This window comes from Rossellomorea sp. LJF3, from assembly GCF_037046045.1.
Classification (GTDB): Bacteria; Bacillota; Bacilli; order Bacillales; family Bacillaceae_B; genus Rossellomorea.
The window spans coordinates 238,495-260,095 of record NZ_JBANLY010000001.1 but is presented as its reverse complement, the minus strand read 5'-3'; the positions used below and the strand labels follow the sequence as shown (position 1 = coordinate 260,095).

The window sequence follows — 21,601 nt, the reverse complement described above, 5'->3', positions numbered from 1 at the left end:
AATCATGAATGTATTAAAAAATAAGATCAAAGCGGAGGGTGTTGTCCTTTCAGAAACGGTATTAAAGGTCGATTCATTCCTTAATCATCAAATCGATCCGGAACTGATGATGGAAATAGGGAAAGAATTTGCGCATCGTTTCAAAGATGAAGGAATCACGAAGATACTGACCATTGAATCATCAGGGATCGCGCCAGGTGTGATGGCTGCCCTTCATATGAATGTTCCATTAGTCTTTGCACGCAAAAAGAAATCGTTGACGCTTACAGAGGGAGTTCTTACTTCAAAGGTATATTCATTCACCAAGCAAGAAGAAAATACCATTTCCATCTCGAGGGAGTACATACAAAAAAATGATCGGGTCTTGTTGATCGATGATTTCCTGGCAAACGGGCAGGCAGCATTGGGGTTGATCGACTTGGTGAAACAGGCGGAAGCGGGAGTCGCCGGAATCGGGATTGTCATTGAAAAGTCATTTCAAAATGGAGGGAAACTTGTTCGAGATACGGGCTATAGGGTGGAATCTTTAGCTGAAATCGAGTCCCTTGAAAACGGAGAAGTACAATTTAAGCAAGAGGAGGCGACTGTATCATGAAGAATCAACCTCTTAAACTGGCTTCACTTGGTATCCAGCATGTTCTTGCCATGTATGCCGGTGCGGTCATTGTCCCCTTGATCGTCGGAGGGGCCCTTGGGCTTTCGGGAGAACAGCTCACGTACCTTGTTTCCATCGATATCTTCATGTGTGGAATCGCTACCCTGCTGCAAGTGTGGAGTAATCGATTTTTCGGGATCGGACTACCAGTAGTACTGGGATGTACGTTCACGGCAGTCGGGCCCATGATCGCGATTGGAGGTCAGTATGGGATTTCCGCCATCTATGGATCGATTCTCATTTCAGGTCTTTTCGTCATTGCGATCAGCAAATATTTTGGGAAGCTTGTCCGCTTTTTCCCGCCTGTCGTGACGGGCTCTGTCGTGACGATCATTGGGATCACTCTGATCCCTGTTGCCATGAACAATATGGCAGGCGGTCAGGGAAGTGCCGATTTTGGTTCATTGGAAAATCTATCTTTAGCGTTTGGAACGTTGGTATTCATATTATTCTTATATAAATTCTTTACAGGTTTTGTCCGCTCAGTATCCATTTTACTCGGACTGATGGCAGGAACGGCTGTCGCTTTCGTTCTCGGAAAAGTCGATTTCAGTGCTGTTGGCGATGCTTCGTGGTTTCATATGGCTAAACCATTCTACTTCGGGATGCCGACCTTTGAAATAACAGCCATCCTCACGATGATTCTTGTAGCCATGGTCAGCCTTGTCGAGTCAACGGGGGTGTATTTCGCCCTTGGGGATATCACTGATAAAAAGATTTCGGAAGAAGATTTAGCAAGAGGGTATCGTGCAGAAGGATTGGCCATCGTCCTCGGCGGATTATTCAATGCATTTCCGTATACGGCGTATTCCCAGAATGTCGGATTGGTTCAGCTTTCAGGTGTGAAGCGGAATAATGTGATATATGCAACGGGTTCTTTTCTTGTGATCCTTGGTTTGGTCCCGAAAATCGGTGCACTTACCACCGTGATTCCAGCTTCTGTATTGGGAGGTGCGATGGTCGCCATGTTCGGTATGGTGGTCGCGTATGGAATTAAAATGCTGAGTCACGTGAATTTTGCTTCACAGGAGAACCTATTGATCATCGCATGTTCTGTAGGAATGGGACTTGGGGTAACGGCTGTCCCTGAATTGTTTGCTCAAATGCCGACAAGCATCCGCATCTTGACGGATAATGGCATCGTTGCTGGCAGTTTAACCGCGATAGGGCTGAATATCTTTTTTAATGTGTTATCTAAAAGAAAGTTGAATGTTGTGGTGAGGGAGCAAAAAGCTTCATAATTTTGATAAAACCGTCATTTCTATTCCATTTAGAGATGACGGTTTTTTCTCCATGGTATATATCTGAATTATCTGATATCAGGAAGGGGAAACGGACACCCGTCACGAACAATATGGATAGGGAATGTGTCAGAATAGAACACCTTACTAATAAGGAGGAAAAAAATGTACGCAACCACTGGATCTATTTTTGATCAAACGGTAATGAAATTCCGCAATAAGGAGGCCATCGTGGAAGAGAAGACTGGTAAGCGGTTAACCTTTGGGGAGTGGCAGGATGAAGTCCATCGTGTGGCCAATGCTCTCTTGGAAGCAGGAGTAAGGAAAGGGGACCGGGTTTCTACGTATCTATTTAATACATTGGAGTTAGCGAATGTCTATTTTGCATGCGGGAAAATCGGTGCCGTGATCAATCCGATAAACTTCCGTCTGAAAGGAAAAGAAATCCACTTTATTTTAGAAGATGCAGAACCTAAGGTCGTACTGTTTGAAGAAGCTCTTTCCCAACCGATTGAAGGGATATCCAAGAACTTTCCTCAGACCCTTTTTTGGTATGTGGGGGACAATACGCCAGCATTTGCTCAAAGTTATCATGAGGTAGTGAGTCCTTGTTCCACGGCACTTACTGATTTTTCAGTAGAAGAAACGGACATTTATGCCATCATGTACACGAGCGGGACCACCGGCAGACCAAAAGGGGTGCTCCACAGACACCGGGATATGGCGGAGCAGAGCTTGATCTGTACATCGGTCATGGGGCTTACACCAAATGATATCGGACTTGTGACAGCGCCCATGTTCCATTGTGCCGAACTTCATTGCTGTTTCCTTCCACGGGTACAAGCGGGAGCGAAAAATATCATCGTTCATCAGTTCCAGCCCCAGACGGTATTGGATGTGATACAACGTGAGAAAGTCACCAATCTTTTCGCGGCACCGACCATGTGGAATATGCTTCTCCAGCATGGGGTGGAGGAGTATGATACTTCATCACTCCGGATCGGTCTCTACGGGGCTGCCCCGATGGCACCAGTTCTTGTCAGGGCTCTACAGGAAACGATGAATGTCGACCTGATCCAGGCGTATGGTCAGACGGAGATGGGGCCAGCGGTTACGTTCCTGCTTCAGGATGAACAGTTAACGAAAGCGGGTTCCGCCGGTCGTGCCGCTTATAACCATGAAATACGAGTGGTAAGACCCTCTGAGAACGGTCCTTCTGATCCTGAAGATATATGTAAACCCGGTGAAGTCGGGGAGATCATCGTCAGGGGGTCATGCACGATGCTTGAATACTTTAACCGGAAGGAAGCGACAGATCTAGCGTTGTATAAAGGCTGGTACCACTCCAGTGACTTAGGTTACATGGATGAAGACGGATATTTGTATGTGGCTGACAGGGTGGATGATATGGTGATTACAGGAGGGGAGAATGTCTATCCGCGTGAGGTAGAGGACGCCCTGCATGTTCATGAAGATGTGTTGGATGTCGCCGTCCTCGGTCAACCGGATGAAACATGGGGAGAGCAGGTATTAGCAGTAGTGGTATCAAAAAATCCTTCTCTGTCATCAGGGGATCTTGATTTATTTCTGAAAAGAGGTGATCTGTTGGCAGATTATAAGCGGCCAAGGGAATATGTATTTGTGAATGAGCTTCCCCGTAATGCAAGTGGGAAAATTCAAAAGTTCCTGCTGAGGGAACATTTTAAACAAAGAGAAAAACAATGAAAAAGGGATGTTACATCAGATAAGAACACATGTTCTGTTCGAGAAAAATAAGCATACAAGGTAGTAAACAAGAGATATATGAAGGAAATCAAAGATAAAATAATCAAAAGCGCCTGGAAATGTATTTCCAGGCGCTTTTGTTATTCTTCGCAATCTGTCGAAAATAAGATTGCTACACCGCAAACATCATCTTTCATAACATCACTGAAAACAGTTGAAGCTACACCTGTAAAGCTATTACAAAGGTTCGATATATCATCGTTAAAAAACTGGATAACCTCGGCTTTAAATACTGGGTAAACAACGTTTGGCCCACCAGGGAGCTGAGGTTTGACCACTACTCTTTCAAAGTAGGGATTTCCTTCCAAAGCGACTTGTACAAGTTCGGCTACTGCAAATGAACGGAGTGGGCAGGGGAGCCCCGTCACGATTTCCTGTTCATTGTTTACAACAATCACGGTCAAAGTGACGTTACCAAACTCAATGGATGGATCAAGGAGAGTTGCCAAGGCGGCAGCTTTTTCATTATTTGTTGTGGTCACGATGGCGATATATTGTGAATCTACCGGAATCAGCGGTCCCACTGTTACTTCGGGATCTGTTCCGATTGTATTTTTCAATTCATTAAAATAGGTGATCCAGGGAGGGGAAAGCTGAACATTCATTTTCTTATCCATTATCTGACATCCTTTTACATGATTCTAGTAATCTTACATAATATACTATTTTTAATGTCGAAAAATGTGAGGGCTGATAGATCATTTATTTTGTATAACGGTTGGCATAGCTGGAAGCGACGAAAGCATCAGGTTTAATTTTCGGTTCTACACCTATGGCTTCCATCCTTGAAACCATTTCCTTTACAAACTTACTCGTTTTATTCTGCTTTCCATTTCCGATATCTATATGACCCTCCATAGTAAACGTGGCTCCTGCATAAATATTAGGAAGGACGATATCAATTAACTGATTTTTCCTTTCCTCAGTAAACAGCGAAACGATTTCTTCGGATAATGATAATTCGTATGAGATCCGCTCATGCAATTGCAGCATTCTTCTTGGTATTAACACTTTTCTTATACATGCCCACACACCATTTCCTTCGTTTAAGATCACAATTCCTGTTATGAAGGTCGTATGCGCTTGATGAACTTGAGAATCAGTCCCAACCATTAATCGATAGTGGCCGTTTGGCTCTGATTGCATGAATTTCACAATATGTTCAAAGACCTGGTCAAATGACATCCCGATTTCCTGTAGATTTTGAAATGAAAAGTGTTGATCCTTATTATTTTTCATCTTGTCAATCACAGCTTTCTTAACCAATTTGTGAATGTAAGGTGTAGATTTTATCTATATTCTATGATGAGAATTTATTTAGTGTGAAATGATTACCTACGATTATGTTTTTACCTAAGTCAAAAATATTTAGAGTTTCCATCTTTGATTATAGAACGTTTGTTCGGTAAAATAGAGATACATATGAATAAAGGTGGTGCTTTATATGACAAGAAATAAGAAATGCACCCTAGAAAAATCTGAAATTATAAAGATGTATGAAGAAGGTGAAAGGACAGCTGAAATTGCCCGGAGAGCGAATGTATCTACCCGTTATATCAATTCAGTATTACAAAAGAATAAGGTGGTCAGAAGTCCACACGGGAGCTGGAAACGAAAATACAGGGTTAATGAAGATTACTTTAAGACCTGGAGCAATAACATGGCCTATATACTCGGGTTCTTTGCTGCAGACGGGTATATCAGCAGCCGCAATCATACGGTTTGTTTTTCTCAAAAAGATCCTGACATACTAGAGAAGATCAAGAATGAATTACAGTCGAATCATCCATTAGTGTTAAACAACACAGAAGTTCATACATTAATTATTGGAAGTAAGGTTATGAAATATGATCTGATGGAACTACACGGAATGACGAGTGATAAATCAACTTCTCTTAGAATGCCGAGCATCCCTGAAGGATATTTAAGTCATTTTGTTAGAGGATATTTCGATGGAGATGGCTTTGTTAACTTCGATCGAAAGATAGTCAGTTTTGTAGGTGGTTCGGAATCATTTATGAGTAAGCTAAATTTAGAGCTGCAAAAAAGAAATTTCAACTCTAGACTATATGCGGATAAAAAGTATTTTCGAGTCTTTATTACAGGAAGAAAAACCATTCATTTGTTTAAAAAATGGCTTTATCAAGATGTGGGCCTATATTTAAAAAGAAAATATGAAGTATTTGATAAAGAAACGATTCAAGATGCTAGCAAGATACCTGAAAACAGAATGAAAAGGACAAAAGCAGCCGTGAAGAATCGAAAAAAGACGTTCTTGAGACTCTATAAAAAATCTATGACAATAGACGAAATTTGTAAGGAAATAAAAATTAGTCCTGCAACAATTAAGACTTGGTTAAAAAATGACCTGGAATTTAAAGAAGAATTCGATTCAATAAAATAACTAAATATACAATATCTTATTACAAGACTTTACAGAGAAAAAATTTCTCGTAAAGTCTTATTTTTATGAAGAAGGGGAAGTTCGCACAGTTAAAGCATATTAAAAAATTCAAGTAGACATAATGTAAATTATAGGAACCTAAATGAAATAGTGAATTTCAGTCTCGTATCACAAGTATACTGTTTATAATGAGACGGAAGAAAAAATAAGGATAATTAAGGATGATTATCTGTAATCCGTTTACGGTTATCAAATGTTTCTATCCTATTAACAATTGTCTGGCTGCTCATTCATAGCAAGTTATAACGAATCATTTTTTATCATCATTCAGATGCTATTATCTGACTTTTTAGGTTTCCAATTGATACATTTGAACATTCTTGTTATCTTAGTGTTCCTTTCCTTATTACTGGATTTTGGCTTTTCATCTACTTTAGTTTACATAATATCGAAGTGGCGATTCATACTCCTTTAAGGATTTTCCATCCAGGAACCATTCTCTTTTCCTGATCGTACGGTAATTCGCGCAATAAAAAAGCATAAAGAGTCCCTACAGTCCTCTCTATGCTTATGCATTATTTAACGAGATATTGTCTTGGTGTCCCGAAATAAAGCGTTTGCTGATATTCAGGGTATATGGATTCAAAACAGATGATAATGGGTGCATCAAGAAGCCATGGATAATACGTGTAAAAATCTTTATCCCCGTTCACCATTGCTGCGAGCGCCAGTGGCAGCTCCTTTTTAAAGATCATGAATCGTACGTTGGAAAGCTGCTGATCGAATTCCCCCCCACTGACATATGCAGTCCCGGTCAACGTATATTGACCGAGGTTCCGTCTCCATTCTCCCAACACTTCGTCCCTCATGGTCGTATTGATCTTTTCAAGATCATAGTGGCAGCCGATACTTAAGTATAGTTCGCCTGTCGTATCGGAATGGGTTAACGTGTACTTCCTGTTATCAATGGGATTGAAGATGGATGCAGGCGGCAAATATTGAACCGTTAACTTTTCAGGCTTAAATTCACTCATGTATAAGCCTCCTTTTACAGTAATGGGCTTACAACAGAGTATGACGTTTGCCTAGAAACGGTTCTTTTTCAATTTTCTCTCCACTTAATTTTAATCAACTTCCATTTGCCTTTTTCATAATACCAATAAGAAGTGGCTGTACCGATTCCATCAGCATGGTAGGCACCACTGATTTGCTGATAACCCTTCAACCCTTTTCCGCGTTTCCCAAAGACTTTGACCGGTTCGAAAAAGGCATACGGTCCCACCATCAATTCCATAGGTTCATTTAGATTCCCGTCAGTATAAATCCCCAGTCTTTCGTAATCCTCTTTCCGATCGCTTAAATCCACTGTATAGGATTGATTTGTATCCACAAACGTAATGGATGCCTTATATTGATCTTCAAATTGAGCTTGAATCGTAAGGGGCTCAGGCAGTCCGATATCAACGAGTTTATTATCGGCCAATGTATGGAGAGCCATATAGTATAGGCCGCCGCTGCCACCGGTTGCAGCTGAATACAGCATATCCTTAATACCATCATGATTTAGATCGACAAATTGAATTTTCGGTTTATAACCACCCTCATAATCAATCCGGATGTCGCTTCCCTTGGACGTCTTGATATCCGCCCAAATTTGTTTGAGAAACAGGGCATCAGGAGAAAAAGGAATCGCTTTGAGTGTGATCGTATCTTTCTTACCATCACCGGTCACATCTTTTTTATATACTGTTACAGTCATTTCATTTACTGGTTGTTTTTCCATCGGTTCAGTGGAATAGTTCCCGGCAATGGCATGAAGCGACATAATAAAAAAGGCACCGAATGCAAATAGTAATTCTTTTCTCATGATTCTCTCTCCTCAGTGGAAAATTATTCGTCATTATTTTCTCCAGAGAAGGTAATTCTATGTAATCATTATCCATCTTTTTATTCTCAGTAAAGAAAAAAGACCAGCCAATCTTTTGGCTGGTCCATACTTGCTATTGATGTTCTCTTGCTTCAGGCTTTGCTTCCCAGCTTTCAATGCCTTTTAACCCATTAATCGAATCAGAGTAGAAAACAGGATCTTTCCCCTGCCTTTTTTGCTCTCTATAATCCTTTAATGCAGCAATGGCAATTTTAGCTAGTAATGTAATGGCAATCAAGTTGATGATGGCCATCAGACCCATGAATAGATCGGCTAAGCTCCATACGATATCCAGTTTCACAACCGCTCCGAATATCACCATACCCAGAACCGCGATCCGATAGATAAATAGGGAGACCGGACTGTATTTAATGAATTCGATATTGGTTTCCCCGTAATAGTAGTTTCCGATGATTGAACTGAAAGCGAACAGGAATATGGCGACAGCTACAAAGGTATCCGCCCAAGCACCTACGTGGAAGCTCAAAGCTGCCTGCGTCAACTGAATGCCATCGATCCCGGTTGTATATTGATCGGATAAGATGATCATGAAGGCAGTAGCCGTACAGATCAGTAACGTATCTGTGAAGACACCAAGAGTTTGGATCAATCCTTGTTTAACCGGATGCGTGACCCCTGCAGACGCCGCTGCGTTAGGTGCACTACCCATACCCGCTTCATTCGAGAATAATCCACGCTTGATTCCCATCATGATGGCTGCTCCGACACCGCCGCTAGCTACTTCACGAATACCGAATGCATTCTCGAAGATGACGACAAACATGTCTGGAAGCATGGTGATATTGGTGACTAGAATATAGAAAGCAAGGATCAGATAAAGGACGGCCATGATCGGAACGACGATTTGAGTGACACTCGCGATCCGCTTGACTCCACCGAAGATTACGAGTGCAGTTAGCACAGCCAGAATGATGCCGACTGTCATACGGTCGAATGAATAGGCTTCTTCCATAGCAAGTGAAATGGTATTGGATTGGACCGAGTTAAATACGAGACCAAAACAGAAGGTAATGATGACGGCAAACAGAATTCCCATCCAACGGGCATTTAATCCTTTTTCCATGTAGTAAGCAGGACCACCACGATAACCGTCCTTTCCATCTTTCACTTTATAGATCTGAGCAAGAGTACTTTCCACGAAACTGGTTGCTCCACCGAGTAAGGCGATTAGCCACATCCAGAACACAGCTCCTGGCCCTCCGCCTGCGATCGCTGTTGCCACACCGGCAAGGTTACCGGTACCTACACGCGAAGCCGTACTGATTGTGAATGCCTGGAAAGAAGAAATCCCCCGTTTTCCTTCTGAAGAAATGGTCGTCTTATCAGTTAATAATCTCCCCATTTCTCCTAAATAACGGAACTGTGCGAACCTTGTGCGTAACGAGAAATATAATCCCAGTCCGATTAATGCCACGATCAGTATGTATGACCACATATAATCATTCAAGGTGCCTACGATACTTGTTAATAACTCCATAAATGTTCCCCCTAGATGTTATATTTTTTACAAATAATGGTTGAGCCAATGTATGTTTACCCAATCAGACATTGTTTTAATCTATCAAAAAAAAGATTTTTCTTCAACAGATAGATTCATATTTTTGAAAGAATATGAATTGTAGTACAATCAAATACTGGTATTGTACTACAATAGCGAATGAATATACATTTATCATTCACATTTATCCTTATGATGGAAAAAAGCGACCAGTATCATTTCTGGTCGCTTTCTGAATGTCTATTCTTTTACTTCGGGGGTTCGGGATTCTGCCCAGGTTTCACAGACGGAACCGCTATCCCCTTCATCGATCACAAATGAACCATTTGAATAGCGGTCATTTGGTCTAAGGTCTGAAACATTTACCTCTTCTGTTTTCCCTTTTGTTGTTAATAGCCCTACTTTATCAGTATCTTTCACTGCTTCTATGCTCACCACTCGATGAGGATTGGATTTCAATTCCCGGAGCATGATGACTCCACGTTTAGCACGTGACGTTTTTTCGAATTCCGCCAGTTTCATTTTCTTCACGGCCCCACGCTGCGTAGCCAGGAAAATGAAGTCTTTCGCTGGGTCTTTTATGATCTTGCCGGATACGACAAAGTCATCATCCTTGAGGTTGACCCCTTTTACTCCCGCTGCCCTTGGTCCGACGATGTTCACATCTTCTTCTGCGAACCAAAGGCCGTAGCTCAAGTGCGTGGCGATGAAAACATCATTCGATCCATCTGTTATATGGACATCCACGAGCTCATCGTCACCTTTAAGATTGATTCCCACCAGCGGACGGGAATATCGTTGTGCTTTGTATTGAGGCAGCTCGGACCTCTTAATCATACCGTTCTTTGTGACAAACAGTAAGTAGTGCGACGGGTCAAACTCTTTAATCGGAATCGCTTTGAGAACCTGTTCATCCCGGTCGATCGGGACAATATTCCCTACATGCTGACCAAGATCCTTCCACCTGATATCCGGAAGCTCATGGACAGGACAATAAATATAGTTCCCTTTGTTTGTAAATACGAGAAGGACATCTGTCGTATTCATTTCAAATTGTCCCAGAAGCCTGTCTGTTTCTTTCATGGCAAGGTCCTGACCATTTGAGGCAGAATAAGAACGAAGGCTGGTTCGTTTCATATACCCATCCCGGGTCACCGTGACCATGACATCTTCACTGGCAATCAGCACTTCCAGGTTGATTTTGATTTCTTCGATCTTTTCCTCTATTTGCGTTCGTCTGGCGTCAGCGAATTGCTTTTTGATTGCTTTTAGTTCTTTTTTGATCACACTGTAAAGTTTGCTTTCACTTTCCAGTATTGCCGTAAGATCTTCGATCGTTTTCGCCAATTCTTCCGCTTCTGCCTGAAGGGCGGTAATGTCCGTATTCGTCAAACGATAAAGCTGTAAGCTGACAATCGCTTCAGACTGTGCTTCCGTAAACTGGAACTTCTGAATTAAGTTGTCCTTTGCATCACGTTTATCCTTCGAAGCACGGATAGTTGCAATCACCTGATCCAATATCGACAGTGCTTTCATAAGACCTTCCACGATATGCTGACGGTCCTTTGCTTTAGTTAGATCATGCTTGGTCCGGTTGGTCACCACTTCTTTTTGATGCTGTATATATGCATCCAGCAGTTCACGAAGTCCCATCAATTTAGGACGTCTATTATGTATGGCAACCATATTGAAGTTATAGGTGATTTGAAGATCACTGTTTTTATAGAGGTAGTTTAAGACACCTGATGCATCCGCATCTTTTTTTAGTTCAATGACGATGCGCATCCCATCGCGATCCGTTTCATCCCGGACTTCTGCAATCCCTTCCACTTTTCGGTCCACACGGAATTCATCCATTTTTTTGACGAGATTGGCTTTATTGATTTCATAAGGGATTTCCGTAATGACGATCTGTTGTTTGCTGCCACGGATGTTTTCGATATCTGCTTTCCCTCTGACGACAACCTTTCCTTTTCCGGTTTCATAGGCTTTCCGGATGCCATCAACCCCTTGGATGATGCCCCCTGTCGGGAAGTCCGGTCCTTTTAAGACCGTCATAAGGTCATCGACTGTACTCTCAGGCTTGTCCATCCGCATGATGGCTGCATCAATCACTTCACCGAGGTGATGAGGAGGGATATCCGTTGCATAACCTGCCGAAATACCGGTGGAACCGTTGACGAGTAAGTTCGGGAACCGTGACGGCAATACAGTCGGTTCACTTGATGTATCATCGAAGTTCGGAACAAACTCCACGGTTTTTTTATCGATGTCACGAAGAAGCTCCATGGATATCGCAGAAAGGCGGGCTTCGGTGTAACGCATCGCAGCGGGGGGATCTCCGTCCACGCTCCCGTTGTTCCCATGCATTTCAACCAGGTAGTTACGTACCTTCCACGTTTGACTCATACGTACCATGGCATCATACACAGATGTATCACCATGGGGATGATAGTTACCAATAACGTTACCGACGGTTTTCGCTGATTTCCGGAACCCTTTCTCCTGAGTGTTCCCATCCACATACATGGCGTAAAGAATACGCCTTTGTACCGGTTTCAATCCATCACGTGCATCAGGTAATGCACGCTCCTGGATGATGTATTTACTATAACGTCCAAATCGGTCGCCAAGCACCTCTTCCAGAGGTAAGTCTTGATATCTTTCTACAGTTGTCATTGATTACCCCTCCTCTCGGACCGTAATGTTTTCGTTTTCGAGAATGCTTCCGTCTTCTTCCAATCCAAAGGCTACATTGCTTTCAATCCATTTACGGCGAGGTTCTACTTTGTCACCCATAAGAGTGGTCACACGGCGTTCTGCTCGTGCAGCATCATCAATGCGTACCCGGATCAACGCCCGTGTTTCGGGATCCATCGTCGTTTCCCACAGTTGATCGGCGTTCATCTCTCCAAGACCTTTATAGCGCTGGATCATATATCCTTTCCCCACTTTGGAGATGGCCCCTTGAAGCTCATCATCCGTCCATGCATATTCAAGTTTCTGCTTCTTCCCGGTTCCCTTGCTCACTTTGTACAGGGGTGGAAGTGCAATATACACTTTTCCCGCTTCTAACAATGGTTTCATATACCGGTAAAAGAAGGTCAGTAAGAGAACCTGTATATGAGCTCCATCCGTGTCCGCATCGGTCATGATGACTATTTTGTCATAATTGATGTCGTCCACATTGAATTCAGGACCGACTCCACCGCCAATGGCATGGATGATCGTGTTGATTTCTTCGTTTTTGAAGATGTCCTGCAGTTTGGCTTTTTCCGTATTGATGACTTTTCCCCGAAGTGGAAGAATCGCCTGGAATTTACGGTCGCGTCCTTGCTTCGCAGAACCTCCTGCTGAATCTCCCTCCACCAGATAAAGCTCGTTACGCTGTGGGTTTCTTGATTGGGCCGGTGTTAACTTCCCGGATAGGACGGTTTCAGAACGCTTACGTTTTTTCCCATTACGTGCATCTTCTCTTGCTTTTCGTGCCGCTTCACGGGCCTGGGCCGCTTTAATGGATTTCTTGATAAGAAGGGAACTCGTTTCAGGATTCTCTTCCAGGAAATAGAGAAGATGTTCTGAAACGACCGCATCAACCGCTGATCGTGCTTCGCTTGTCCCGAGCTTCCCTTTTGTCTGCCCTTCGAATTGAAGAAGATGTTCTGGTATGCGTACAGAAACGATACTCGCCAGCCCTTCGCGAATATCGGTACCTTCAAGATTTTTATCCCTGTCTTTAAGAATCCCCGCTTTACGGGCGTACTCATTAAAGACGCGGGTCATGGCCGTCTTCGCTCCTGCTTCATGGGTTCCGCCGTCTTTTGTACGGACATTGTTTACAAAGGATAATATGTTTTCTGAAAATCCATCATTGAATTGAAAAGAAAATTCCACCTCAATGGTGTGATGTTCCCCTTCAAAGAAGGCTACGTTATGTAGGACGTCTTTCTCTTCGTTCAAGTATTGGACAAATGCCTGGATACCGCTTTCGAAATGAAAGACTTCTTTCTGATCATGACGTTCATCAATGATTTCGATTTTCAACCCTTTTAACAGAAAAGCAGATTCCCGCAGGCGTTCGCACAGTGTTTCGTAATTATAAGTGGTATTGCTGAAAATCTCCGGATCAGGTTTGAAATGGATACACGTTCCTGATTTTTTTGTCTTACCGATCTTTTCGAGGGTGGTTTCTGGCTTACCGCCATTGGTGAAACGCTGTTCATATTTCATGCCATCCCGTTCGATCGTGACGACAAGCCACTCGGACAGTGCGTTTACAACAGAGGCACCTACACCATGGAGTCCACCACTTGTTTTATAGCCTCCCTGCCCGAATTTCCCTCCTGCATGAAGAACGGTAAGGATGACTTCAGGTGTCGGCTTCCCGAGCTTATGCATTCCCGTCGGCATACCCCGGCCTTTATCTTGGACTGAAATGCTATTATCTTTATTTATCGTAACAATAATCTCATTCCCGAAGCCTGCTAATGCTTCATCGACTGAGTTATCGACAATTTCGTATACTAAATGATGCAAGCCTCTTGAATCGGTAGAGCCTATATACATACCAGGTCTCTTACGGACGGCTTCTAAGCCTTCTAATACTTGTATGGCATCATCATTGTAATCCATGGTCTTATTCTGGTTGGCCACGAACATTCCCCTTTCAAAACTTCTCTAACCGTAATAGTGTGGTTCTTGCAAGCTATTATTGGTTGTGTCTCTATTAACTATAACACAAGAACATCTGTTCGTTTACCTGTTTTGATCAATCTTTAAGGTAAACCACTATTGCTTATTGTAGCGTTTTATTTGATTTTCGCAAATGGAATTTCCGTGAACCCCTTAAAATTTGCCCTGTTATCCCCAGGATTATTCCCTTTGTCAACGTGGGTTCTGCACGAAAAAAACAAGCGGTCAGAGCCGCTTGTTACGAGTGAGGATTATTTGGTTAAAGCATGTTCAACCTTAATACAGCGATCCATAATGACTGTATACCCACGTTCCTTTAAAAAGCGATAAGCCTCTTCATTCATGACACCAAGTTGCGCCCAAAAGACGTTTGAATCGATCTGATCGAATTCTTCCGCAATTTGAGGTAAAAATTCTGAGCGGCGAAATACATTGACGATATCAACATGTCCCTCTATCTCCTGCAGGGAGGACACAGCCTTTACCCCTAGTGCAGACTCTATGGTAGGGTTTACGGGAATGATCTCATATCCCTGGTCCTGCATGGCCTTAGACACCATATAGGATGTCCGTTGAGGATTATCACTTAAACCAATCACTGCGATGCGTTTGGATTGTTTCAGTATGTTTCCGATTTCTTGTCGTGATGGATTTTCCATGGTTGTTTACCACTCCTTCATTGATCCTTAACGATAAAGTCTGGAACTGTTTCTTAAGTCCTATTCTTCTTTTATACCATATTTCCCTTTAATTTTTCAAAATTTCATAAAATTATCTAAATAAAAGGAAGTGTCAAAACAAAAGCCAGGGTGCGTTTTTCCATTCCGCTGCACCTCCTTACCTGTTGACACTCCCATTATACTTACTTTTCGATCAACCCTTTGGATATAAGGAATTCACGTGCGACATCTTTGGGATCTTGTTTATCCATATCCACTTTAGCATTCAATTCGCTCATTTCTTCTTCCGAGATTTTGCCTGCTAATTCATTCAACACTTTCTTTACTTCAGGATGCTCTTTCAGTACTTCTTGACGAATGACCGGCGCAGCATCGTATGGTGGGAAGAATCCTTTATCATCCTTTGTCGTTTTTAAATTGTAACGCTGGATCCGTCCATCGGTTGTAAAAGCAGGGATAATGTCTACATCCCCGTTCTTAACGGCTTCATACATAATGTTCGGGTCAAAGCTTTTCTTTTCTTTGAATTTGAATCCATAGGCTTCACTGAAGGCATCGTATCCGTCCCCTTCCCGTTCATAGAACTGGTGGGGTGCACCGAAGCTCAAGTCTTTGGATAGTGGCACGAGGTCAGAGAAAGTCTTTGCATCAAAGTCCTGATCCCCTGTATAAGCAAGCGTATACGTATTTTCAAAGCCAAGTGGCTTCAGCCAGGTGACATCGAACTTTTTCTCATAGCCTTTACGCACTTGTGAAAGGATTTCATCTGCTGAAGCGCCTTCTTTTGCTTGTTCTTTCAAGACCGCTTCAAGACCAGTACCTGTATATTCCACATAGACATCAATGTCGCCTTTTTCAAGGGCCGGTGTGAGGATCGATACTTCCCCTAACCCTTCCTCGACTTTTATATCAAGATCTGTCTTTTCTTTGAGAAGTTCAGCCATCATTTGCGTAAGGATGAATTGCTCCGTCCACATCTTACCTGAAACGGTGATGGTATCTTTATCTCCGCCATTTCCGCACCCTGCGATGAGGATGGATAATACAGTGAGTACGATAAAACCTTGTAATTTCTTTTTCATTCTTACTCTCCTTTGGATATTGCTTTATTTTCGTGCTTTCAATCCTTTAGGTGTGGTCAATCTCTCCAGGATTTTTAATATGAAATCAAAACCTAATGCAAGTAGGGCCGCTGGGATGGCCCCGGCAAGGACCAGTGCATTATTCCACGTGGAAAGTCCTCGGTAGATAAGGTCTCCAAGTCCTCCTGCCCCTACAAAGGTTGCAAGTGTGGCGACCCCTACTGTCAGCACGGTAGCGGTGCGGATCCCCGCCATGATAAACGGCAGGGCAAGCGGCAGCTCCACTTTGAATAACAGCTGAGAGTTGGTCATCCCCATGCCTCTTCCTGCCTCGATCACGCCTTCATCCACCCCGATTATGCCTGTGTATGTGTTCCTCAAGATCGGAAGAAGTGCGTATACCGTCAGGGCAATGATTGCCGTGATACTGCCCGTACCAAGGAGTGGAATAAGAAATCCGAAAAGGGCCAGACTTGGTATGGTTTGAAAAACGGCTGTGATCCCGATGAAAAATTCGGCCGATTCCTTCTTTCGTGATATGTAAATACCCAGAGGCAGGGATATCGCAATCGCAATGAAAATCGACACAAAAGATAAATAAAGATGTTCAAATAATCCCGTTAAGATGGCATCCGAACGGTTTGAAATGGTTTGGATGAACAGGATGGAAAATGTATTCATACAGAACTCGCCTCCTTATTTCCTTCTGAGGCGATATTCTTAAGAATGTCGCTGGATGTGACGGTCCCGATCTTCCTGTCGTCTTTTATCACCATAAGATATGGTTTACCCGTTGAGAGGAGCATGCTTGCCGCTTCATGGATGGATGCATTAAATGGTATCAATGAGTATTCCTGTTCCTCAAGCAGGATGTGGAAATTGTTCTCATCACCACTCATGATGTCAGATACCTGCTTGTGCCGCTGAACGTTCAGTCGGTTTTCACCGATGAAGGCGCGTACAAATTCATTGGCAGGTTCTGATAGAAGGTCAGCTGGCGCTGCAATCTGCTCGATTTTACCATCCCGCATGACAGCGATCACATCCGCGATCTTTAACGCCTCATCAATGTCGTGAGTGACGAAGACAATGGTCTTATGTATCGTATTTTGAATGCTTTTCAGTTCATCCTGGAGCTGTTCCCTGCTGATCGGGTCCAGGGCGCTGAATGGTTCATCCATGAGGATAATCGGTGGTTCCGCTGCAAGGGCGCGTATCACCCCGACCCGCTGCTGCTGTCCACCGCTCAATTCGAGTGGATATCTTTTCTTGTATACGTCAGGTTCCAGTCCTACGAGATTAAGAAGCTCATCGACACGTCCCTCATATTTTTCCTTCTTCCATCCTTTTAGGCGGGGGATGAGACTGATGTTTTCTTCGATCGTCATATGAGGGAGAAGCCCGATCCGCTGAATGACATACCCGATATTTCGCCTGAGCTCCACTTCCTCCGTTTCTGAAATGTCTCTTCCATCAATCCGGATGGTACCCCCTGAGGGAGCTATCAGTTTATTGATCATCTTCATCGTAGTCGTTTTCCCGCATCCGCTCGGACCGATCAACGCAACAAGCTTTCCTTTTGGGATTGTCAGGTTGATACCCTTTATGGCTTCTGTTCCATCCTCGTAGAGTTTCGTGACATTTTGGAATTCAATCATTTTTACACCTGCTTTATGTACTGAGAAATTTTTCTAAACATAGAAGGGATACCCTCATTATACAAAAGGTAAACATGTAGTAAAAGAAAATGCCCTTGTCCCCATTAGTTTGTGATGAATGTGGCACGGGCATACAGCTTTCTTCCTTTTTCACCAGATAAAAAGTCCAGCACACTATTGGCTGCTGGACTTTTTGATGATATATTGTTCCACTGCGATTGCTGTTATCGTACCCAGTATCAATCCATTATTCAAAATGGAAGCAACGACGACCGGCATGTCCTTAAAGGCCGCTGCCGGAACAAACATGGCTCCGACCCCGACAATGAGTGAGATCCCCGCTACAAAGTGAATTCTTTCTATGTCTTCCTCTTTACGGTATTCGGATAGTGCGAGTCCCACCATCTTGATGAAAATGACCGTCGTCACGGCATATCCTACTGGTGCAGGGAGACTGGCGAATAGATTCATGATCTTTGGAATCAGGCTGATGACCATGATGATCCCGCTGCCTATGATAAAGGGGATGATGGAATACATTCGTGTCGCTGCGACAAAACCTGCAGACCCTGAAATGGGAACGGAGCCGATAGCAGAAAACACTCCCCCGAATAGCTGATTCATTCCTGATGCAAATCCGCTCTCCATATACCGTTCGTATGTAGGCTCCCCCTTTGCTCTCATCACCTCTTCCATCACCCGTATGGAAGCGATCATATTCGTCGTTAACAGGAAGGTGATGAATATGGAAGTCACGATGACACCCGTATCAAACACAGGTGCTCCGAATACAAACACATGAGGTAAAGAAAACCAGCTGGTTGATACGGAAGTACTCTCGTAAAGCCCCATGATAATGAAGATGAGCCATCCTGCGAGCAGGGCAAGAATGATGGAATATTGCTGGATCCACTTAACCTTATGGCTTGAAAAGTATAAGGCTAGAAGGATCGTCAGAATACTCCCCAGTAGGACAAGCGGCTCCAGGGATTGTCCTTCATGCTGGATTCCGAACATCCCTTTAATGAATGATCCGCTTAATTGCAGAATTAACAGCATCAAATAAATGAACGTAATGGTTGGAGTGAATAGAGAAGATAACCGCTTTAGAAGTCCTGTGGAAGATAGGATGAAAAAAATCACACCACTGACGATCATCCCCCCTTGCAGTACGGTCAGAACTTCTTCGTGACTGCTATAGAGAGTTCCGGAAAACCCTGCATAAATGGCAAAAACGCCCCACCACAGTCCTGCCGGTCCTTCATTGATCGGAAGTTTATGACCAAAGAGTGCCTGGATCAGGCTCGCGAGCCCCAAAACGAATATGGTCCGCTGAATGAATCCGGCTGTATCGGCAGGAGACAATTGGAACAAGTCAGCAATCGCGATGGGTGCGGCAATGGATCCCGCTACCATGAAGGCCACCCATTGAAAAGCTGATAAAAGTATTTGCATCTGTGTACACCTTCATTTCAACTATGTAAAGTGTGTTCATTTTAACATACTTCCCCTCATAAGATGACGGTGAAGGTGGAATTTTATGTTATGATATCTACTTTTATGAGTAGGTACTAATTTTTTTGCTTATTTTCTCCCCTTTGGAGGGAAAACATGTTAAAATAAGAACGGATTAGTTATTTTCAAAGGAGCAGTGATGATGATTTTTGCCCTTATACTCATACTTTCTTATTTACTGGGTTCCATTCCATCAGGTTTACTGATCGGTAAGACCTTCTACGGCAAAGATATCCGTGAACATGGGAGCGGAAACCTGGGAGGAACGAACACGTTCAGGACCCTGGGTGTGAAAGCCGGTATGATTGTGACGATCATGGATATTCTCAAAGGAACCCTGGCCACTTTGCTGCCGTTGATGTTTGCAAGTGACGTACATATGCTGCTTGCAGGGGTATTCGCCGTTATCGGTCATATGTATCCCGTTTTCGCAAACTTCAGGGGAGGAAAAGCAGTGGCAACCTCTGCTGGTGTCCTTCTAGGTTACAATTACATTCTTTTCTTAATCTTACTGGCTGTCTTTTTTATTTGCTTGTATGCAACGAAGTATGTGTCCCTATCTTCTATGATTGCAGCGGTACTTGCCTTTACGTACTCGATCTTCACTGGCGATATTCCACTCATCATTGTTGTTGGCATCCTGACCATCTTTGTGATTTACAGACACAGGGCAAATATTGTTCGGATCAAAAATAAAACCGAACCGAAAATTAAATGGCTCTAACGAAAAAGCAACCTATGCACGGGGTACCGGACTCTCGGATACCCTCGCAATGGTGGCTTTTTTTAGTGTGACGTACCAGGTATACACATTCTCTCATTTGAGAAAGATGAGGAATAAAAACTGTGTCCAAAAAATGATAATATTCTTCAGAATTCTCTAAATTTCTCCCCATTTCTACTTCTTTTTTTGTAAAATGGAAGTAGAGCATAATAAAGGATGATGAATATGAATAAAAAGCGAATGATAATAGGGATGATTCTCTGTATTCCATTCCTGCTGATGATCGGTTTCCTGCTAAACAGGCAGTATGCCGACTGGAATTCCACAACAAAAGGAGTTGAAGCAACTTCCCTCCTCCATGCAACCAGGGAGGTGCAGGCGTCCGGTAAATCAATCAAAGCCAATGCTTCCATCGCTGCAATCGGAGATATCCTCATTCATGATACCGTCTATAATGACGCAAAAAAACAAAATGGGTATGATTTTACACCGATGTTCTCTCCCATTAAGGATATGCTTTCTGCACCGGATTTTCTGATTGCCAATCAGGAATCAACCCCTGGTGGTGTGGAACTTGGCGTTTCAAGCTACCCTCTGTTCAACAGTCCGCAGGAAGTGGTTAAAACACTCCAGGAGGTTGGAGTGGATGCTGTGACCACTGCCAATAATCATTCGTTGGATCAGGGTGAAGAAGGTCTATTGAATGCGATTGATTATTATGGGGAGATATCGATGCCGTATGTCGGATCATTTAAAAGCCCGGAAGACCAAAGCCGGATACGTACATTTAATGTGAATGGAATCAAATTTGCCCTTCTTTCTTATACCTATGGTACAAATGGGATTCCTGTCCCTGAAGGAAAAGAGTATTTGGTTAATGTCATAGATGAACAAAAAATGATCCAGGAAATCCAGAAAGCCAAAAATCTGGACGTTGATTTAGTGGTCATGAGCCTTCACTGGGGAAATGAATATCAACGGTTCCCTACGGAGGAACAGCAGAGACTTGCCAAGCTGCTGACGAATAATGGGGTCGACATCATTTTCGGACACCATCCACATGTCCTGCAGCCGATTCAGACCTATAAGACGCGCGATGGACGGGAAGCCGTTGTCATTTATTCTCTTGGAAATTTCCTTTCCGGTCAGAAGGATGATTTCAAGGATATCGGTGGCATGGTGACGGTTCAGGTTGAGAAAACGATGAATCCGGCGGGTTCCAAAATCACCTTCCCGTCCATTGGTTTCCAGCCTACCTTTGTTTCAGAAAATCATTACAAAAACTACCGCATCTACCCTCTCGATTTTGCCAGAAAAAATGGCATGATTGCATACACGGAAGAAGAAATGGTTTCCCATATGGTGAACGGGGTGCCGGAATAGATGGCAGGTTTATAGTATGAACGGAAAGAACGAGCCTCCTTATGCCCATAAGGAAAGCTCGTTCTTTTAATGTCCCCCGAATATCATTGAATTGAAGAATATCCCAGCTAGAGCTATAATAGCCAACAAGGTATTAGCCAACAAGAAAGTTTTACGGGTACCCTTAAAGTACAGAGTCACCATTCCATAATAAATGACTGCTGCAATGACAATGAAGGTCCCTGCTTCGATCTGATATTTGGCTTCATGCAATTGTAATAGGGTTAATATACTTAATCCGGCAAAGATAAAGGCACCAATGTAATATAATAATGCTTGTGTTTTCATCATTCTCAC

Annotated in this window: 19 protein-coding genes; 6 read left to right on the top strand and 13 right to left on the bottom strand. The window is 43.1% G+C overall.

The annotated features are described in order from the left end of the window. Window positions 1–4 precede the first annotated feature (4 nt). The 3 genes from V8G47_RS01330 to V8G47_RS01320 all read left to right on the top strand — a co-directional run bounded on the left by V8G47_RS01330 (window position 5) and on the right by V8G47_RS01320 (window position 3,621). Window positions 5–595, top strand: coding sequence for a xanthine phosphoribosyltransferase (locus tag V8G47_RS01330; RefSeq protein ID WP_336198506.1), 591 nt, complete (start codon window positions 5–7; stop codon window positions 593–595). Next, the gene (locus tag V8G47_RS01325) at window positions 592–1,896 is read left to right on the top strand and encodes a nucleobase:cation symporter-2 family protein (protein WP_336198505.1); all 1,305 of its coding nucleotides are present in this window, start codon (window positions 592–594) and stop codon (window positions 1,894–1,896) included. The genes V8G47_RS01330 and V8G47_RS01325 overlap by 4 nt, the downstream gene beginning before the upstream one ends. A 165-nt stretch (window positions 1,897–2,061) precedes the next feature. Then, window positions 2,062–3,621 (top strand): long-chain-fatty-acid--CoA ligase, encoded by a 1,560-nt coding sequence (locus V8G47_RS01320; RefSeq protein ID WP_336198504.1) that lies wholly within the window; start codon window positions 2,062–2,064, stop codon window positions 3,619–3,621. 140 nt (window positions 3,622–3,761) lie between these two features. Here V8G47_RS01320 and V8G47_RS01315 read toward each other — a convergent pair whose 3' ends face one another. Beyond that, entirely contained in the window at window positions 3,762–4,298 is a 537-nt protein-coding gene (locus V8G47_RS01315) for a hypothetical protein (RefSeq protein ID WP_336198503.1), read from the bottom strand. An 85-nt stretch (window positions 4,299–4,383) separates the two neighbouring features. Continuing rightward, the gene (locus tag V8G47_RS01310; RefSeq protein ID WP_336198502.1) at window positions 4,384–4,920 is read right to left on the bottom strand and encodes a ribonuclease H-like YkuK family protein; all 537 of its coding nucleotides are present in this window, start codon (window positions 4,918–4,920) and stop codon (window positions 4,384–4,386) included. Window positions 4,921–5,125: 205 nt separating this feature from the next. Between V8G47_RS01310 and V8G47_RS01305 the strand changes: the two genes are divergently transcribed. Next, window positions 5,126–6,085: an LAGLIDADG family homing endonuclease gene (locus tag V8G47_RS01305; protein ID WP_336198501.1), complete on the top strand. Its 960-nt coding sequence runs from the start codon at window positions 5,126–5,128 to the stop codon at window positions 6,083–6,085. A gap of 575 nt (window positions 6,086–6,660) precedes the next feature. Here V8G47_RS01305 and V8G47_RS01300 read toward each other — a convergent pair. The 10 genes from V8G47_RS01300 to V8G47_RS01255 all read right to left on the bottom strand — a co-directional run bounded on the left by V8G47_RS01300 (window position 6,661) and on the right by V8G47_RS01255 (window position 19,098). Continuing rightward, window positions 6,661–7,119, bottom strand: a complete 459-nt coding sequence (locus tag V8G47_RS01300) for a staygreen family protein (RefSeq protein ID WP_336198500.1) — start codon at window positions 7,117–7,119, stop codon at window positions 6,661–6,663. 68 nt (window positions 7,120–7,187) lie between these two features. Continuing rightward, on the bottom strand, window positions 7,188–7,952 hold the full coding sequence (locus tag V8G47_RS01295) for a hypothetical protein (RefSeq protein ID WP_336198499.1): 765 nt from the start codon (window positions 7,950–7,952) through the stop codon (window positions 7,188–7,190). Window positions 7,953–8,085: 133 nt separating this feature from the next. Further along, a complete protein-coding gene (locus V8G47_RS01290) occupies window positions 8,086–9,510 on the bottom strand; it encodes an alanine/glycine:cation symporter family protein (RefSeq protein ID WP_336198498.1) in 1,425 nt (474 codons plus the stop codon). Between the two features lie 261 nt (window positions 9,511–9,771). Beyond that, entirely contained in the window at window positions 9,772–12,210 is a 2,439-nt protein-coding gene (gene parC / locus V8G47_RS01285) for a DNA topoisomerase IV subunit A (RefSeq protein ID WP_336198497.1), read from the bottom strand. Between the two features lie 3 nt (window positions 12,211–12,213). Beyond that, window positions 12,214–14,184: a DNA topoisomerase IV subunit B gene (gene parE / locus V8G47_RS01280; protein WP_336198496.1), complete on the bottom strand. Its 1,971-nt coding sequence runs from the start codon at window positions 14,182–14,184 to the stop codon at window positions 12,214–12,216. A gap of 290 nt (window positions 14,185–14,474) precedes the next feature. Further along, the gene (locus V8G47_RS01275; protein ID WP_336198495.1) at window positions 14,475–14,882 is read right to left on the bottom strand and encodes a CoA-binding protein; all 408 of its coding nucleotides are present in this window, start codon (window positions 14,880–14,882) and stop codon (window positions 14,475–14,477) included. A gap of 203 nt (window positions 14,883–15,085) precedes the next feature. Beyond that, window positions 15,086–15,985, bottom strand: coding sequence for an ABC transporter substrate-binding protein (locus V8G47_RS01270; RefSeq protein ID WP_336198494.1), 900 nt, complete (start codon window positions 15,983–15,985; stop codon window positions 15,086–15,088). Window positions 15,986–16,009: 24 nt separating this feature from the next. Next, window positions 16,010–16,666: an ABC transporter permease gene (locus V8G47_RS01265; protein ID WP_336198493.1), complete on the bottom strand. Its 657-nt coding sequence runs from the start codon at window positions 16,664–16,666 to the stop codon at window positions 16,010–16,012. Further along, window positions 16,663–17,643 carry an ABC transporter ATP-binding protein gene (locus V8G47_RS01260; RefSeq protein WP_336198492.1) on the bottom strand — a complete coding sequence of 327 codons (981 nt, stop codon included), beginning with the start codon at window positions 17,641–17,643 and terminating at the stop codon, window positions 16,663–16,665. Before V8G47_RS01260 ends, V8G47_RS01265 begins: the two co-directional genes overlap by 4 nt. 174 nt (window positions 17,644–17,817) lie before the next feature. Next, window positions 17,818–19,098: a purine/pyrimidine permease gene (locus V8G47_RS01255; protein WP_336198491.1), complete on the bottom strand. Its 1,281-nt coding sequence runs from the start codon at window positions 19,096–19,098 to the stop codon at window positions 17,818–17,820. Window positions 19,099–19,300: 202 nt separating this feature from the next. On the opposite strand from V8G47_RS01255, the gene plsY reads away from it, so the two are divergent. Next, window positions 19,301–19,882, top strand: coding sequence for a glycerol-3-phosphate 1-O-acyltransferase PlsY (plsY, locus tag V8G47_RS01250; protein ID WP_442970778.1), 582 nt, complete (start codon window positions 19,301–19,303; stop codon window positions 19,880–19,882). 225 nt (window positions 19,883–20,107) lie between these two features. Next, window positions 20,108–21,265, top strand: coding sequence for a CapA family protein (locus V8G47_RS01245; protein WP_336198490.1), 1,158 nt, complete (start codon window positions 20,108–20,110; stop codon window positions 21,263–21,265). Between the two features lie 66 nt (window positions 21,266–21,331). Here the strand turns inward: V8G47_RS01245 and V8G47_RS01240 are convergent, their stop codons facing one another. Then, on the bottom strand, window positions 21,332–21,592 hold the full coding sequence (locus tag V8G47_RS01240) for a hypothetical protein (RefSeq protein WP_336198489.1): 261 nt from the start codon (window positions 21,590–21,592) through the stop codon (window positions 21,332–21,334). Window positions 21,593–21,601 lie beyond the last annotated feature (9 nt).